Genomic DNA, 14,944 nt, shown 5'->3' on the forward strand with positions numbered 1-14,944 from the left:
CTTGCTGCAACGAATTGCTGTTGCGTTGTCTGACATGAAGTACATGGTTGTCCAACCGAGAAGATATGAGCACGGGAATCGCAATTTATGGGATGGACCCGACTCGGGTCGCGGCCATTCTGGAAATAGCTGAAAGCCTCTTTCGTCGACTTGGGGAGGAAGTATCTGAGGTGACATTTATGGAATTCGGCGCTCGAGATGGCGTGAAGATCATTGAGGATCATAAAATTTCCATCAGTGATTTAAGGAAAGGCGTTTCCGATGGGGCGATCGTTTCATTTCAGATATGCAGTAATGGGAAAGATGGTGGGGTTCCCATAATTTCATTGGGGTGCAATAATCAGATGTTCGGCGGGATATCATTTGTGGATGTCCAGATCGAAGAGTCGATTTATAAAATAAGAGCCGAGATAGAACGGTTTTTTGAAAATTTTGTGGCGCGTTTGGGTTGTAAATATGCAATCGCTTACGATGCGAAAGATTCGTCAACGGCGTACAAATATTCGACTGGCGTCAATCTGATCAGAATTTTTCCATTCGAGAACACATCCCTCTTTACAAGCGAACTCCCGGGCCGGGCGCCAGGAGCGGCGAGCTATGAAAGAGTGAAGCTCAGGATGATTTATCCCGTGAATGTACTCAATGAGGAACACCTGGAAATTCGTGTCGGCGATCTTTCGTTGAGGGAGTGGATTACGGCAGATTCATGTCGGGGATATCTAAGGAGCATTTCAAACAGGATGTGGCTCTGGTCCGTCAAGGAGAAGGATTTGGCTGAAATAAACAACGCTTGCGGAGAGGCGGGAATATTGATCGCCTGGCAAAAGACGTCTGCGAATAAGCCAATGCGTAAATTGCCGTGAGCTTGGTTCCCGAACGGGCGATCCTTAAGCCAATCGTCTGCTTTCACCTTGGCTCGCGAAGGAGAGTACATTTTCTGTTCTCGATGGCACTGAGTGAATTAAAATTTATATGGTGTCGATTAAAGAAGTCGTCGAAATTATACGGGCCGATAGCAGATGTCAAGTATTGCCCGCGAACGGGAGCCTCCCGCTATTGCCGAGCCCGGACATGGTGTATCCGAGTGAGCTCGTGGAGTTCTACAATCTTTGTGGTGGTATCGTTTTGTTTAGGGCCGGCAAGGAAAATGTATCATTCAAGATATTATCTGCCAACGAGGTGATGCAGGCCAATATGCTTATTGTCGGTGAGCCATGCGAGGATGATATTTCCTTTTCGTGGTATGTCATTTGCAAGGCGGACAGTGGAGATTATATAACCATCGACACCTCCAAGAAGAGGGGTGGGAGGTGTTATGACAGTAATTTCGAAATTCATGGCGTGGCCGGGAGTTGTCCAATCATAGCGCTAAGTTTTTCTGAGTTGCTTTGTGAGCTATATAAAAGTTCTGGGGTAGATGTTTTTTGGAAGACGAAGAATTACGGCGACGCTTACGCATGACGTCAGATCTAAGCTCCAATACTCGACGAAGTGCTCGTCGAAGTTGAGGGAGGCATATCTCGAACGTGACCCAGCGCGGTGAGAGCTTCGCGCTGTCCCCCTGACCCTAAGCGTCGACAGTGTGGCCATTTGAGAGGTCTGCAGGAAAACCGCAAATGCAACTCAACAGATGATCGACCGCGCGTTGTAACGTTGCTGGATTCGCACGTTCAGCACAAGTGGCATCCATAGACGTGCACGCTCAAAAGACCTTGCATTGGCTACACAAGTATCGAGCCCGGCACACATCGTCGAGTCCGAACTCGTAGAACTGTTTCAAATCGTCACGTTCGGATCAGTCATGTTCCGAATAGATGGCACAGGCGTCGACATGCTGGCGATTAGTGTCAACACGCGCAATAACCAGCAAGCTGACCAAGTTGCGTACCTATACCCAATGGCTAACGTGCGCTCAAATGGGCGCCAATGATGGTTTAATGAGCAATGTCCAACTGACGATGATCGTGTTGCCTGCAGTGCACGCGAACGGAAGCGCCAGACGCGCCGATCTTCTACGAAGCATCGCTCCCATCGACTCACCAACAAAGGAGGAATCCAAACCATAAAAACGCCGCGGTAAACGAGCGCGGGCCGCAAGTGCTACCAACACTCACGACCCGCTAACCACAGCCAACTTTCAAGGAGTTGCCCATGGCTAAGCCGAATCATAAAGCACGACCACCGAAGACGGAACGTTTCGTCACGATCCAGGAGATGTGGGGTACCCCGAAGACCATGGATCCGAGGCCGGAGACGTTTTATCCGTACATGAAGATTGGTGGAATGTGGCTGATCAACGATGCGTGTTTTGTTCCGGGCCGCAAGGCGCGGATCGATATTGAGCCGGGCAGGCTGATCATCACGCAGCTGTAAGCGCAACGCCGCGGGATGCGGCCGCGCTGTGCGACGTCGCGCAGCGCGCCGGACAGGGTAGAGCAGCCGCAAGCGGCAGCCGCCCAAAACCGCACATCACCAAGCGATATCGCAAGACGACCGCGACGTCCCCGCACCGCCGGTAGCCGTGCATTTCGTCCCCGATCCGTTGTCGTAGAACGTCCGCGTCTCCGGCTGCGGTACCGACGGATCGAACGGATTCGGCGCCCCGTGAGGACCACGCGGCGCATCGTACGGCCGCTGTGGCGCATACGAGCCGCCACTACCAGCCGGCCGGGAACCGTTTGCGCGCAGGTATTCATTCCAGTTCTGCTCGCGCTGCTCATATCCAGGCACTGTGCGACCCAAACTATCGCTCCCGCCCGCGCCAAGCGCGACGCGGTTCGGAGCCGAGACAAAATCGGGTTCGTGTTTAAAAGAAGGCGGCGCTGCCACGAGCGCATCGCTTGTTACCCGCACCGGCCGCGTATCCGGCGTATCGAACGGGCTCCGTGCGTCAGGTGCAGCGAACTGCACCCGTCGGCGGCTCATACGCGCCGCATGCCCGTCATCCCGGGCAGCCGCACGCCGCTCCGAGCGAAACACATTGGCACTGGCCGACCGATCGGTCAGCGCATCGCGTCCTGAAGCATGGGAAGCAGAAACAGAAAGCGCGCAAGCGATCGCGGCGGCGGCGGAAGACAGGCGGATAGGGCAATTCATGGATGATCCGAAGCAGGTGATGTGCATTGAACAAAACGGCAGATCACTGGCTGGCGGCTGGGCGACGACGGGGCGTCGAAGCGGCCCTGAAGCGACTGCGAGGCGCGGCGGGCGCGACTTGCAGGGGAGGCTGGCTGGATTGCAGAAGCGAGCCCGCATTATTTCATGGAAATCTCAAAAACCTTTCAACCACACTAGCTTGGTTGGCAAACAGAAAGATTTTCCGTCTCATCGAGCGCCCCGTCCTGGTGCGCGTTCGCACAATCGTCAGTTGATTGATTTTCCCCAAGCAGCCCCTCGGTAGCCCGAAAAATACGAAACCGAGAACCGCCCCTCGCCAAACACCAAGCCCAGCAAGGAACACACCCGATCCCCTCCACCGAATAGCAACCCGATTGCACCCAAGGCAAACGTTCCCGCCCCACCAAGGTTGCGCCCCCATCGCCACCCACCCATCTCAAAAACCTACGTGTTTTCCCTCAGTCGACAGGCATTTTTGACAGACGATTGAAAAACGCCCATATAATTTCGGCTGCCTTGCCAATGGCTGTCGGACCATCCCTCCGAATGAGCGTTTTGGCAAGCGGGGCAGGCGAAACGCTTGCGCAATGCAAGACGCATCACGATGTCTTTCCGAACCAGACGTCCCCTTCGGGGACTGCAAGAGCCGGGCCCCGCTACGCAATATTCCGCTGGAGTTCCGTCTTCTATGTGTCTCGGGCGTGTCCCATGTCCTCGCCCCGGGTGCTGTTCGATTGCGCAAGTCATGCCGCCTTTGCCCGTATGACTAAACAACATCGAGGAGCTCCCAGATGACGCTGTCCCGTCTTACGTCCATTTCCGTCGCCGCCGTGCTGTTCGCCGCCGGCGCCGCCGCCGCGCAAGCGGAAACCGTGAAGATCGCCATCGCCGGTCCGATGAGCGGCTCGGTCGCCCAATACGGCGACATGGTGAAGGCCGGCGCGCTGACCGCGATCGAACAGATCAACGCGGCAGGCGGTGCGGGCGGCAACAAGTTCGAAGTCGTGCTGATGGACGACGCGTGCGAACCGAAGCAGGCCGTCGCCGTCGCCAACAAGATCGTCAGCCAGAAGATCAAGTACGTGATCGGCCACGTGTGCTCGGGTTCGACGATTCCCGCGTCGGACATCTACGAGAACGAAGGCATCGTGATGGTCACGCCGTCGGCCACCGCGCCGCAGCTGACGGAAGGCAAGAAGCGCCACTTCATCTTCCGCACGATCGGCCGCGACGACCAGCAAGGCCCGGCCGCCGCGCACTACATCATCAACAACGTGAAGCCGAAGAAGGTCGCGGTCCTGCACGACAAGCAGTCGTACGGCCAGGGCATCGCGTCGTCGGTGAAGAAGGACCTCGAAGCCGCGAAGATCCCGGTCGTGCTGTTCGAAGGCGTCAACGCCGGCGATTCGGACTACTCGGCGATCATCACGAAGCTGAAGTCGCAAGGCGTCGATTTCGTCTACTTCGGCGGCTACCACCCGGAAATGGGCCTGCTGATGCGCCAGGCGCGCGAGCAGGGCGTGAAGGCGACGTTCATGGGCCCTGAAGGCGTGGGCAACAAGGACGTGACGGCGATCGCCGGCCCGGCTTCGGAAGGCATGCTCGTGACGCTGCCGGCCGACTTCTCGGCCGATCCGGCCAACGCGGCGCTCGTGAAGGCGTTCGCGGACAAAAAGCGCGACGCGAACGGCCCGTTCCAGATGCCGGCGTACGCCGCGGTGAAGATCATCGCCGATGCAATCGCCGGCGCGAAGACGACCGACCCGACGAAGGTTGCCGCGTACATGCACAAGACGACGTTCGACACGCCGATCGGCAAGGTCGCGTATGACGCACAGGGCGACCTGAAGGCGTTCAAGTTCGTCGTCTACACGTGGCACAAGGACGCGACGAAGACCGCCGCCAAGTAAGACGGAGTACCCGCCCGCGCGCCCGCCCTGTCCGAAACCCGGACGGGGCGGGTGCGTATTGGTCGCGCCTCTGACCCGTGCGCGCCAAAGGGCGGCCCGAGACGACACCGTGCGTTGCGCGCGGCCGACCGCCGTGATCCGGCGACGGCATGCGACGCAGCGCCAACGGGAGCTTCCCGCACATGACTGACTTCTTTCCTCAATTCGCCCAGCAGCTGGTCAACGGCCTGACGCTGGGTGCGATCTATGCGTTGATCGCCATCGGCTATTCGATGGTCTACGGCATCATCGGCATGATCAACTTCGCCCACGGCGAGATCTACATGATCGGCGCGTACGTGGGCCTCGTGACCCTCACGGCGATCGGTATCTCCGCCGGCTATCCGCTGCCGCTCGTGCTCGGCGCCGCGCTGATCGTGTCGGTGATCGTCACCGGCCTGTACGGCTTCGCGGTCGAGCGCGTCGCGTATCGCCCGCTGCGCGGCGGCCCGCGCCTCGTGCCGCTGATCTCCGCGATCGGCATGTCGATCTTTCTGCAGAACTACGTGCAGATCGGCCAGGGCGCGCGCGACGTGTCGGTGCCCGTGCTGATCTCCGGCGCGTTCGAGATCCATCTCGGCGGCGACTTCGACGTGACGATTCCGTATGCGCGCCTGTTGATCGTCTGCGTGACGCTCGTGCTGATGATCGCGCTCACGCTGTTCATCTCGCATTCGCGGATGGGCCGGGCGTGCCGCGCATGCGCCGAGGACATGAAGATGGCGAACCTGCTCGGCATCGACACGAACCGCGTGATCTCGTTCACGTTCGTGCTCGGCGCGATGCTGGCGGCCGTCGGCGGCGTGCTGATCGGGCTGACGATCGGCAAGCTGAATCCGTATATCGGCTTCGTCGCGGGCATCAAGGCGTTCACCGCCGCGGTGCTCGGCGGGATCGGCAGCATCCCGGGCGCGATGCTCGGCGGCGTGCTGCTGGGCCTCGCCGAAACCTTCGCCGCAGGCTACATGCCGGCCGAGTACAAGGACGTGGTCGCGTTCGGCCTGCTCGTGCTGATCCTGCTCTTCCGCCCGACCGGCCTGCTCGGCAAGTCGGACATCGAAAAGGTCTAAGGGAGACGCAGATGAGTCAAGTCATTTCCGTTCGCCGCCCGGCCGCCGACGCGTCGATCGGCCAGGCGCTGAAAAACGCTGTGGCCGCCGCGTTCCTGACGGCGATCCTCACGATTCCGGTGCTCGGGCTGCAGTTGAAGCTCGAAGGCTATCAGGTCGTGCTGACGCCGCACTGGCGCCCGGTATGGATCGCGGTCGCGGCCGTGTTCCTGTTCCAGTTGTTCAAGCCGTGGCTCGTGCGCGCGAAATCGGCGGTGAAGCTGCCGGCGATGCCCGCGATGGGCGCGCAGCAGCAGCGCGTGATCATCTGGGTGCTGCTCGCCGTTGGCCTCGTGTGGCCGTTCTTCGGCTCGCGCGGCGCGGTGGACGTCGCGACGCTCGCGCTGATCTACGTGATCCTCGGCCTCGGGCTGAACATCGTGGTCGGGTTCGCGGGGCTGCTGGATCTCGGCTATGTCGGGTTCTACGCGGTCGGTGGCTATACGTACGCAATGCTGAACCAGTATTTCGGATTGTCGTTCTGGGAGTGCTTGCCGATCGCGGCGATCGCCGCGGCGACGTTCGGCTTCCTGCTCGGCTTCCCGGTGCTGCGCCTGCGCGGCGACTATCTGGCGATCGTCACGCTCGGCTTCGGCGAAATCATTCGTCTGCTCGCGAACAACCTGACGAGCCTCACCGGCGGCCCGGACGGCATCTCGAGCATTCCGAAGCCGACGGTGTTCGGCTTCGAGATGGCGCGCTCGGCGAGCGTCGAAGGCGCGAAGACCTTTCATGAACTGATCGGGCTGGAATACAGCGGCGAGCACATGGTGATCTTCCTGTACCTGATCGCGTTGGTGCTGGTCGGCTTCACGCTGTTCGTGACGAGCCGCCTGATCCGCATGCCGATGGGCCGCGCATGGGAAGCGCTGCGCGACGACGAGATCGCCTGCCGTTCGCTCGGTCTGAACCCGACCCGCATCAAGCTGTCGGCGTTCACGCTCGGCGCGGCGTTCGCGGGGATCGGCGGCGCGTTCTTCGCCGCGCGTCAGGGCCTCGTGAATCCCGAATCGTTCACCTTCATCGAATCGGCGCTGATCCTCGCGATCGTCGTGCTCGGCGGGATGGGTTCGCAGCTCGGCGTGATTCTCGCGGCGATCCTGCTGACCGTGCTGCCGGAAGTCGCGCGCGGGTTCGCCGAGTACCGGATGCTGATCTTCGGTCTGGTGATGGTGTTGATGATGATGTGGCGTCCGCAGGGCCTGCTGCCCGCGAGCCGTCCCCACGTGGAGTTGCCGCGATGAGCGCGAATGCAGAACTGTTGAAGGTCGCCGGGCTGCAGATGCGCTTCGGCGGGTTGCTCGCGGTGGACGGCATCGATTTCGACGTGCGCCGCGACGAGGTGTTCGCGATCATCGGGCCGAACGGCGCGGGCAAGACCACGGTGTTCAACTGCGTCGGCGGCTTCTACAAGCCGACCGGCGGCGAGGTCGTGCTCGACGGCCACGCGATCGCGGGCCTGCCGAGCCATCAGATCGCGTTGAAGGGCCTCGTGCGGACGTTCCAGAACATCCGCCTGTTCAAGTCGCTGACCGTCGTCGAGAACCTGCTGGTCGCGCAGCATCGCAAGGTGAAGGCCGGGCTGCTGCACGGCCTGTTCGCGACGCCCGCGTATCGTCACGCGGAGAAGGAAGCGCTCGAACGCGCGGCCGTGTGGCTCGACCGGATGGGGCTGACGTCGGTGGCCAACCGGCCGGCCGGCACGCTGTCGTACGGGCACCAGCGGCGTCTGGAGATCGCGCGCTGCATGATCACCGAGCCGCGCCTGTTGATGCTCGACGAGCCGGCGGCCGGCCTCAACCCGCAGGAAAAGATCGAGCTGCAGCACCTGATCGACACGCTTCGCCGTGAATTCGGCGTATCGGTGCTGCTGATCGAACACGACATGAGCCTCGTGATGGGCGTGTCCGACCGCATCCTCGTGATGGAGCACGGCCGGCCGATCGTGATCGGCACGCCGGAAGCGGTCCGCAACGACCCGCGCGTGATCAAGGCCTATCTGGGGGAAGAGTGATGCTGAAGCTGGAGCAGGTCCATACGCACTACGGCGCGGTCGAGGCGCTCGCGGGCGTGTCGATCGAGGTGAACAAGGGGGAGATCGTCACGCTGATCGGCAGCAACGGCGCCGGCAAGACGACGCTGATGATGACGGTATGCGGCACGCCGCGGGCGTCGTCCGGCCGCGTGCTGTTCGAGGGCAACGACATCACCGCGATGTCGACGCACCAGATCATGCGGCAGGGGATGGCGATCTCGCCGGAAGGGCGGCGCGTGTTCCCGAGCCTGACGGTGCTCGAGAACCTGAAGATGGGCGGCTTCTTCGCGAGCCGTCACGAGATCGACGACGGCATCGAGCACGTATTCAAGCTGTTTCCGCGCCTGAAGGAACGCGCGGCGCAGCGCGCCGGCACGATGTCGGGCGGCGAGCAGCAGATGCTGGCGATCGGCCGTGCGCTGATGAGCAAGCCGCGTTTGCTGCTGCTCGACGAACCGACGCTCGGTCTCGCGCCGCTCGTGATCGCGCAGATCTTCGACATCATCCGGACGATCCGCGACGAAGGCGTCACGGTGTTCCTCGTCGAACAGAACGCGAACAAGGCGCTCGGCGTGGCCGATCGCGGCTACGTGCTCGAAACGGGGCGCGTGGTGCTGGCCGACACGGGCGCGAACCTGCTCGCGAACGACCGGATCAAGCAGGCGTATCTCGGCGGTTGATCGACGGGAAGCCGCCGGCCTGCAACGGGCCGGCGGTTTTTTGCATCGTTTGCGGATGCGTCGGTATTCGGTACGACAGGCGCAATGCCTCAATGCCGGTTTATGCGGGACATCCGTAGCCGATTCGGCTTCGATCGTAGTCAAATCGGCTACATCCTTGCTTCGCGGAGACAACCGATGAAAGTCAGACGAATCGTCGCCAACATCGACACGCGGTCCATCGACGACGCAAAGCGCTTCTATCAACATATCTTCGGTCTCGACCTGCTGATGGATCACGGCTGGATCGCGACCTACGGCAATGCAGAGCAGATGGACGTGCAGATCAGCTTCGCGTCGCAGGGCGGATCGGGCACGCCGACGCCCGACTTGTCGATCGAAGTCGACGATCTCGACGAAGCGCTCGCGCGCATTCAGGCAGCGCGCATCCCCGTCGAATACGGCCCGGCCGACGAACCGTGGGGCGTGCGGCGCTTTTTCGTACGCGATCCGTTCGGGAAGCTCGTGAACGTGCTCGTTCACCGCTGATTGTCGAAACGGCGGCGTTGCACGACGCATTTACGCATGCAACGCCAGCCCTTTCACCGCCTTGTCGACGGCCTTCTTCGGCCCGTGCAGCGCCAACCCGACCAGATCGGGATTGTCCGCGTCCTCGGCGCGAAACGCTTCGCGGTTGGCCGCATCGTGCCCGGTCGAGAACATCGCGCGCACGTAGGGCACGATCGTCAGTTCGCGCGACAGCGCCTGCCGGTGCGCGGCCTGCAATCCGGTCAGATCGGCCGCGAACACCATCATCGGCTGGCCGAGCATCCGGCCATAGCGGCGCCCGGCCGCATCCTCGTAAGGCTCGCCGAGTGCGTCCGGCGCACCGGCCGCGACACCCGTCGCGAGAAACGCGACCACGTTGAGTTTCTGCCACGCGGCGAGATCGTCGCGCACGATCAGCGCTACTTTGGTATCGAACATGCTTGCTCCTGGTTGGAGCGCCCATGATCGGACGTCGTGCGCGATCAGTCTGGAACGTTTGTGCAGAGTTGCCGGTACGCGGCCGGCGTGATCCGGTACGCGCGGCGGAACCAGCGGCCGAGGTGGCTCTGGTCCGCGAAGCCGACGTCGGCCGCCGCCTGCGCGGGCGTGCGGCCGGCGGCCAGCAGCCTGCGCGCGGCGCGCAGCCGCAAGCGCACGAGGTACGCGTGCGGCGACGTGCCGAACGCGCGCTGGAACATCCGCGTGAGCCGGAACCGGTCAATGCCGGCGACGCTCGCGAGTTCGTCGAGGCCGATGTTGCCGTCCATGTGTTCGTGCAGCAGGTCGCGCACGCGGACGATCGCGGGCGGCACGACGCCGCTTTCCAGCGCGGGCGGGCGGCCTAGCTGGCTGCCGAGCCGCATCAGCAGGCGGTCGAGCGTCTGGTCGCGCGCGAGCCGGCCTTCGTTGTCGTGGAGCGCGAAGAACGCGCTCCGGATCGCGTCGACGAGGCCGCGATCGTCGACGAGCGTATGGCCGAACGTGGCTTCGACGCTGCCGAGGCCCGGCAGGTCGAGCCGGCGCGCGGCACGCTCGACCCACGCTTGCGGCAGGTACAGCATCCCGTACGTGAAGCCGCCGGCTTCGGGCGCGTGACCGTCGTGCATCGCGCCCGGCTCGATCAGGATCGCGCGGCCCGGCACGCTCGTATGCAGCGAACGATGGCACTGGAAGCGCTGCACGCCCTGTTCGGTGAAGCCGACGAGCATGTCGTCGTGATCGTGCGCATCGTACGCATGGCCGTTGAAATGCGCGTGCAGGCTTTCGATGCCGGTTTCCGCATCGCGGCGCGCGACGAGCCAGTGGTCGGTCGTGCCGGCGGCCTTGGCGTCTGTCGTCATCGGGCGCCTCGACCGTCGTCGTGGCGTGACGGAACGGGATTGCAGGTGGCGGAACAGCAAAGGCGAGAGCGGTTCATGATTCGCTTACCGTCGCCTGTTCGTCGCGCGCATATTGCGCGGGCGGCCGGCCGACGTGCCGCGCGAACGCGACGCTGAACGTGCTCGCCGAGCTGTAGCCGACGCGCGCCGCGATTTCCGCGATGCGGCCTTCGTTGCGGCGGAGCAGATCCTTCGCGAGCGCCATGCGCCACGTCAGCAGGTATTCCATCGGCGCGACGCCGACCGCGCGGCTGAAGCGTTCGAAGAACGTCGAGCGCGACAGCGCGGCTTCCTTCGCGAGTTCGACGATCGTCCACGGGTGCGCGGGGCGTTCGTGCATCCGCCGCAGCGCGGCGGCGAGCCGGCTGTCGGCGAGCCCGCGCACGAGCCCGGGAGACGCGTGCGTGGCGGTCGTGAAGCGCATCGCCTCGATCAGCAGCACTTCCAGCAGGCGCGCCAGCACGATCTCGCGGGCAGGCCGCTGCGCGCGCGATTCGTCGCGCACGAGTTGCACGAGCGTGGTCAGCCGCGGCTCGCCGCGTACGTGCACGAAGCGCGGCAGCAGCGACACCAGCAGCGCTGCATCGGGCGAGCCGAAGCTGCAGTTGCCGGCCATCATTCGCGTGTCGACCGGGTTCGCGGGATCGCCGATCCGGTATTCGCCGGGGGCGACCATGACCGGCGGCGCGGTGTCGACGCCCGGCGGCGGCGGTTCGAGGCTCGACATCGCGACGCCGTAGGCGGCCGGAATCAGCATGAAATCGCCGGCCAGCAGCTCGATCGGCGCGTGCCCGTCGATCGCGATCCGGCACCCGCCATCGAGGACCGCGCAATAGAACGGCTCGCCGGCGACCGTGCGGCTGATCGCCCACGGGCTCGCGCCACGGACGTACTTCGAGTACCGCGCGCCCGGTTGCAGCAGCGTCACGACTTCGGTCAGCGGGTCGATCATCGCCGGACTCTCGCAAAAGAAAAGCGGATTGTCGATTGTAGCGAATACGGCGCCGGCCATCTATCGTACGGACACATGCTCAACACACCCGAGGAGTTCGCATGAAAACCGTACTGATTACCGGCTGTTCCTCCGGCTTCGGCCTCGAAATCGCCCGCTATTTTCTGGCGCGCGACTGGCAGGTCGTCGCGACGATGCGCAAGCCGGCCGACGACGTGCTGCCGCCGTCGGAGCGCCTGCGCGTGCTGCCGCTCGACGTGACGAACGCGGACAGCATTCGCGCCGCGATCGACGCAGCGGGACCGATCGACGTGCTCGTCAACAACGCGGGCTTCGGCGCGGCCGCACCGGCCGAACTCATGCCGCTCGACACGGTGCGCGCGCTGTTCGACACCAACACGATCGGCACGATCGCGGTGACGCAGGCCGTGCTGCCGCAGTTTCGCGCGCGCGGCGCCGGCGTGGTCGTGAACGTCACGTCGAGCGTCACGCTGAAGGCGCTGCCGCTGGTCGGCGCGTATCGTGCGAGCAAGGCGGCGGTCAATGCCTATACCGAATCGATGGCGGTCGAACTCGAACCATTCGGCGTGCGCACGCATCTCGTGCTGCCGGGCCGTGCGCCCGACACGCGTTTCGCGGACAACGCACGGGGCAACATGCACGGCTTCGAGCACGAAGCGTATGCGGACTTCGTCGGCAAGGCCGTCGCGCGGATGCTCGATGCGTCGGGGCCGATCACCCATGCGCAGGACGTCGCCGAAGCCGTGTGGCGCGCGGCGACCGATCCGTCGAGCCCGATGCGCATTCCGGCTGGCGCCGACGCACAAGCGTGGGCGGCGGAAGCGGGTTGAACGATCGGAGCCCGTCGGGCCGGCAGGTTGAGCCGGTGCGACGGACCGAGTGAGGCGGTGAAGAACGTTAAAGCGCGCGCGTGATCGCCTGCTCCAGCAGCGACAGGCCGAGGTCGATCTCGTCTTCGCTGACGGTCAGCGGCGGCGCGATCCGGAACACGCCACCCATGCCGGGCAACTGCACGATGTTCATGCTGAGCCCGAGCTTTATGCACTCGCGCGTGATCTTCGCGCCGAGGCCGTCCGCCGGCTCCTTGGTGCGGCGATCCTTGACGATCTCGACGCCGAGCAGCAGCCCGCGCCCGCGCACGTCGCCGATGCAGTCGAAGCGCTCCATCAGGTCGAGCAGCCCGCGCCGCAGCCGCTCGCCCATCGTGTTCGCGCGCGCGACGAGGCCGTCGCGCTGCACGACGTCGAGCACGCGCAGGCCGACGGCGGCCGGCAGCGGGTCGGACACGTGCGTCGTGTAGAACAGGTAGCCGAGCTCGTGCGCGCGTTCCTCGATGGCCGCGGACGTGACCATCGCCGCGAGCGGCAGCCCCGCGCCGAGCGTTTTCGACAGCGTCAGGATGTCGGGCGTCACGCCGTCGCGCTGGCACGCGAACATCGTGCCGGTGCGGCCGACGCCCGTCTGCGCCTCGTCGAGGATCAGCAGCATGCCGCGTTCCTCGCACTTGCGCTTGAGCGCGGCCATATAGCCTTCCGGCAACTCGATGATGCCGCCCGAACTGAGAATCGGCTCCGCGATGAACGCGGCGAGGTTGCCGCTCGACTGACGGTCGATCAGGTCGAACGCGTAGTCGAGTTCGGCGAGCGGGTCGTACGCGCCGTTGCGCTCGAAGCGCGGCCGGTACGCGAACGGCGCCGGAATCGCGAACGAGCCGACCGACGCCGGGCCGACGCCCTTGCGGCCGGCGCTGTACGTGGCCGACGCGGCGGCGCCCGTCATCCCGTGCCACGACTGCGCGAAGCCGACGATCTCGTACTTGCCGGTGACGAGCTTCGCCATCCGGATCGCCGCCTCGTTCGATTCCGCGCCGGTGCTGAGCAGCAGTGCGCGGTCGAGTCCGGCGGGCGTGATATCGGCGAGGCGCGTCGCGAGATCGACGACCGGCCGCGACAGCATCCCGCTGAACAGGTGATCGAGCTTGCCCGCGTATTCGCCGATCACGGACACGATCTCCGGATGGCTGTGGCCGAGTACCGCGCTCATCTGGCCCGACGTGAAATCGAGGATCGCGCGGCCGTCGGCGTCGTACACGAAGCTGCCTTTCGCGCGCTCGACGATCATCGGCTCGAACGTGCCGCCGTAGCGGACCAGGTGCTGCCTGGCGTTGCGCCAGAAGGTTGCGTCGTCGTTCAGGGACATGGGCGTCTCCGGGCAAAAGGGCTGGGGTCGCTTGCAGTCTAGGCGCGCGTCTGGTTTGATGGAAACGAATAGTTCTAATGCAAGCTAGAAAAGGGGCTAATACCTTGGCGCTTTCGCTCGAAATCGACCTGCTGCGCTCGTTCGTCGTGATCGCCGAGGTGCGCGCGCTGAGCCGCGCGGCCGCGCGCGTCGGCCGTACGCAATCCGCGCTCAGCCAACAGATGAAGCGGCTCGAGCAGGCCGTCGACCAGCCGCTGTTCCAGCGCACCGGCCGTGGCGTGGTGCTCACGCATCCGGGCGAGCGGCTGCTCGTGCATGCGCAGCGCATCCTGCGGCTGCACGACGAGGCGATGGCCGATCTGTGCGGCACGGGGTTGACGGGGACGATCCGGTTCGGGTGTCCGGACGATTACGCGCAGGTGTGGCTGCCGTCGCTGCTGCGGCAGTTTTCGAGCCAGCATCCGCAGGCGATCGTCGAAGTGGTCTGCGGGCCGACGCCGCGGCTCGTCGAACACCTGGAGAAGCGCGCGGTCGATCTGGCGATGATTTCCGTGCCGGACGACGGTGCGACCGGGGACATCATTCGCCGCGAGCAACTGGTCTGGATCGGCTATCCGGGGCTCGATCCCGCGCATTTCGATCCGCTGCCGCTGGCGCTGTCCGATCGCGATACGCTCGATCACGTTGCCGCGTGCGACGCGTTGAACCGCGCCGGCCGCGACTATCGCGTCGCGTATGCGAGCAGCAGCCTCGCCGGGCTGATCGCGCTGGTGCGTTCGGGGCAGGCGTTCGCGGTGATGACGCAGACGGCCGTGCCGGCCGACGTCGCGATCGTCAACGGCGATCCGCATTTGCCGCCGTTGCCGGCGGTGGGCATTACGCTGCGGTTCGACCGGAAGCGACCGTCGCACCTGACCGCCGCATTCGCCGACCATATCCGGCAAACGCTGCCATTGCTTTGACGGTCGACGCGGA

The 14,944-nt window shown here is 63.9% G+C and carries 16 protein-coding genes; 12 read left to right on the forward strand and 4 right to left on the reverse strand.

Annotated elements, in window-relative coordinates:
• Positions 1–65: 65 nt before the first annotated feature.
• The 10 genes from HWX55_RS01170 to HWX55_RS01215 all read left to right on the forward strand — a co-directional run bounded on the left by HWX55_RS01170 (position 66) and on the right by HWX55_RS01215 (position 9,418).
• Complete coding sequence (locus HWX55_RS01170) at positions 66–863, forward strand: hypothetical protein (protein ID WP_175973296.1); 798 nt, start codon at positions 66–68, stop codon at positions 861–863.
• A gap of 208 nt (positions 864–1,071) precedes the next feature.
• Complete coding sequence (locus HWX55_RS01175; RefSeq protein WP_347879621.1) at positions 1,072–1,461, forward strand: SMI1/KNR4 family protein; 390 nt, start codon at positions 1,072–1,074, stop codon at positions 1,459–1,461.
• 690 nt (positions 1,462–2,151) lie between these two features.
• Positions 2,152–2,373 carry a hypothetical protein gene (locus HWX55_RS01180; RefSeq protein ID WP_059721886.1) on the forward strand — a complete coding sequence of 74 codons (222 nt, stop codon included), beginning with the start codon at positions 2,152–2,154 and terminating at the stop codon, positions 2,371–2,373.
• Between the two features lie 607 nt (positions 2,374–2,980).
• Positions 2,981–3,400, forward strand: a complete 420-nt coding sequence (locus HWX55_RS01185) for a hypothetical protein (protein WP_175973300.1) — start codon at positions 2,981–2,983, stop codon at positions 3,398–3,400.
• A gap of 508 nt (positions 3,401–3,908) precedes the next feature.
• A complete protein-coding gene (locus HWX55_RS01190) occupies positions 3,909–5,027 on the forward strand; it encodes a branched-chain amino acid ABC transporter substrate-binding protein (protein WP_175973302.1) in 1,119 nt (372 codons plus the stop codon).
• Positions 5,028–5,209: 182 nt separating this feature from the next.
• On the forward strand, positions 5,210–6,136 hold the full coding sequence (livH, locus tag HWX55_RS01195) for a high-affinity branched-chain amino acid ABC transporter permease LivH (RefSeq protein WP_006749488.1): 927 nt from the start codon (positions 5,210–5,212) through the stop codon (positions 6,134–6,136).
• Positions 6,137–6,147: 11 nt separating this feature from the next.
• Positions 6,148–7,419, forward strand: coding sequence for a high-affinity branched-chain amino acid ABC transporter permease LivM (locus tag HWX55_RS01200; protein WP_175973303.1), 1,272 nt, complete (start codon positions 6,148–6,150; stop codon positions 7,417–7,419).
• Positions 7,416–8,189 carry a high-affinity branched-chain amino acid ABC transporter ATP-binding protein LivG gene (gene livG / locus HWX55_RS01205; protein WP_175973305.1) on the forward strand — a complete coding sequence of 258 codons (774 nt, stop codon included), beginning with the start codon at positions 7,416–7,418 and terminating at the stop codon, positions 8,187–8,189. The genes HWX55_RS01200 and livG overlap by 4 nt, the downstream gene beginning before the upstream one ends.
• Positions 8,189–8,890 carry an ABC transporter ATP-binding protein gene (locus tag HWX55_RS01210; protein ID WP_006484776.1) on the forward strand — a complete coding sequence of 234 codons (702 nt, stop codon included), beginning with the start codon at positions 8,189–8,191 and terminating at the stop codon, positions 8,888–8,890. Before livG ends, HWX55_RS01210 begins: the two co-directional genes overlap by 1 nt.
• A gap of 177 nt (positions 8,891–9,067) precedes the next feature.
• Positions 9,068–9,418, forward strand: coding sequence for a VOC family protein (locus HWX55_RS01215; protein WP_175973308.1), 351 nt, complete (start codon positions 9,068–9,070; stop codon positions 9,416–9,418).
• Positions 9,419–9,448: 30 nt separating this feature from the next.
• Here the strand turns inward: HWX55_RS01215 and HWX55_RS01220 are convergent, their stop codons facing one another.
• The 3 genes from HWX55_RS01220 to HWX55_RS01230 form a co-directional block, all read right to left on the reverse strand.
• The gene (locus HWX55_RS01220; protein ID WP_175973310.1) at positions 9,449–9,856 is read right to left on the reverse strand and encodes a DUF2000 domain-containing protein; all 408 of its coding nucleotides are present in this window, start codon (positions 9,854–9,856) and stop codon (positions 9,449–9,451) included.
• Between the two features lie 44 nt (positions 9,857–9,900).
• Complete coding sequence (locus tag HWX55_RS01225; protein ID WP_175973312.1) at positions 9,901–10,758, reverse strand: AraC family transcriptional regulator; 858 nt, start codon at positions 10,756–10,758, stop codon at positions 9,901–9,903.
• 73 nt (positions 10,759–10,831) lie between these two features.
• On the reverse strand, positions 10,832–11,809 hold the full coding sequence (locus tag HWX55_RS01230; RefSeq protein WP_175973314.1) for an AraC family transcriptional regulator: 978 nt from the start codon (positions 11,807–11,809) through the stop codon (positions 10,832–10,834).
• A 41-nt stretch (positions 11,810–11,850) separates the two neighbouring features.
• Between HWX55_RS01230 and HWX55_RS01235 the strand changes: the two genes are divergently transcribed.
• Positions 11,851–12,600, forward strand: a complete 750-nt coding sequence (locus tag HWX55_RS01235) for an SDR family oxidoreductase (protein ID WP_175973316.1) — start codon at positions 11,851–11,853, stop codon at positions 12,598–12,600.
• A 67-nt stretch (positions 12,601–12,667) separates the two neighbouring features.
• On the opposite strand, the gene HWX55_RS01240 is transcribed toward HWX55_RS01235, so the two are convergent.
• A complete protein-coding gene (locus HWX55_RS01240) occupies positions 12,668–13,969 on the reverse strand; it encodes an aspartate aminotransferase family protein (RefSeq protein ID WP_175973318.1) in 1,302 nt (433 codons plus the stop codon).
• A gap of 77 nt (positions 13,970–14,046) precedes the next feature.
• Here HWX55_RS01240 and HWX55_RS01245 point away from each other — a divergent pair, with 77 nt between their 5' ends.
• Entirely contained in the window at positions 14,047–14,931 is an 885-nt protein-coding gene (locus HWX55_RS01245) for a LysR family transcriptional regulator (RefSeq protein WP_175973320.1), read from the forward strand.
• Positions 14,932–14,944: the final 13 nt, after the last annotated feature.

It is taken from the genome of Burkholderia sp. BCC1047 (assembly GCF_902833155.1).
GTDB classification, from domain to species: domain Bacteria; phylum Pseudomonadota; class Gammaproteobacteria; order Burkholderiales; family Burkholderiaceae; genus Burkholderia; species Burkholderia sola.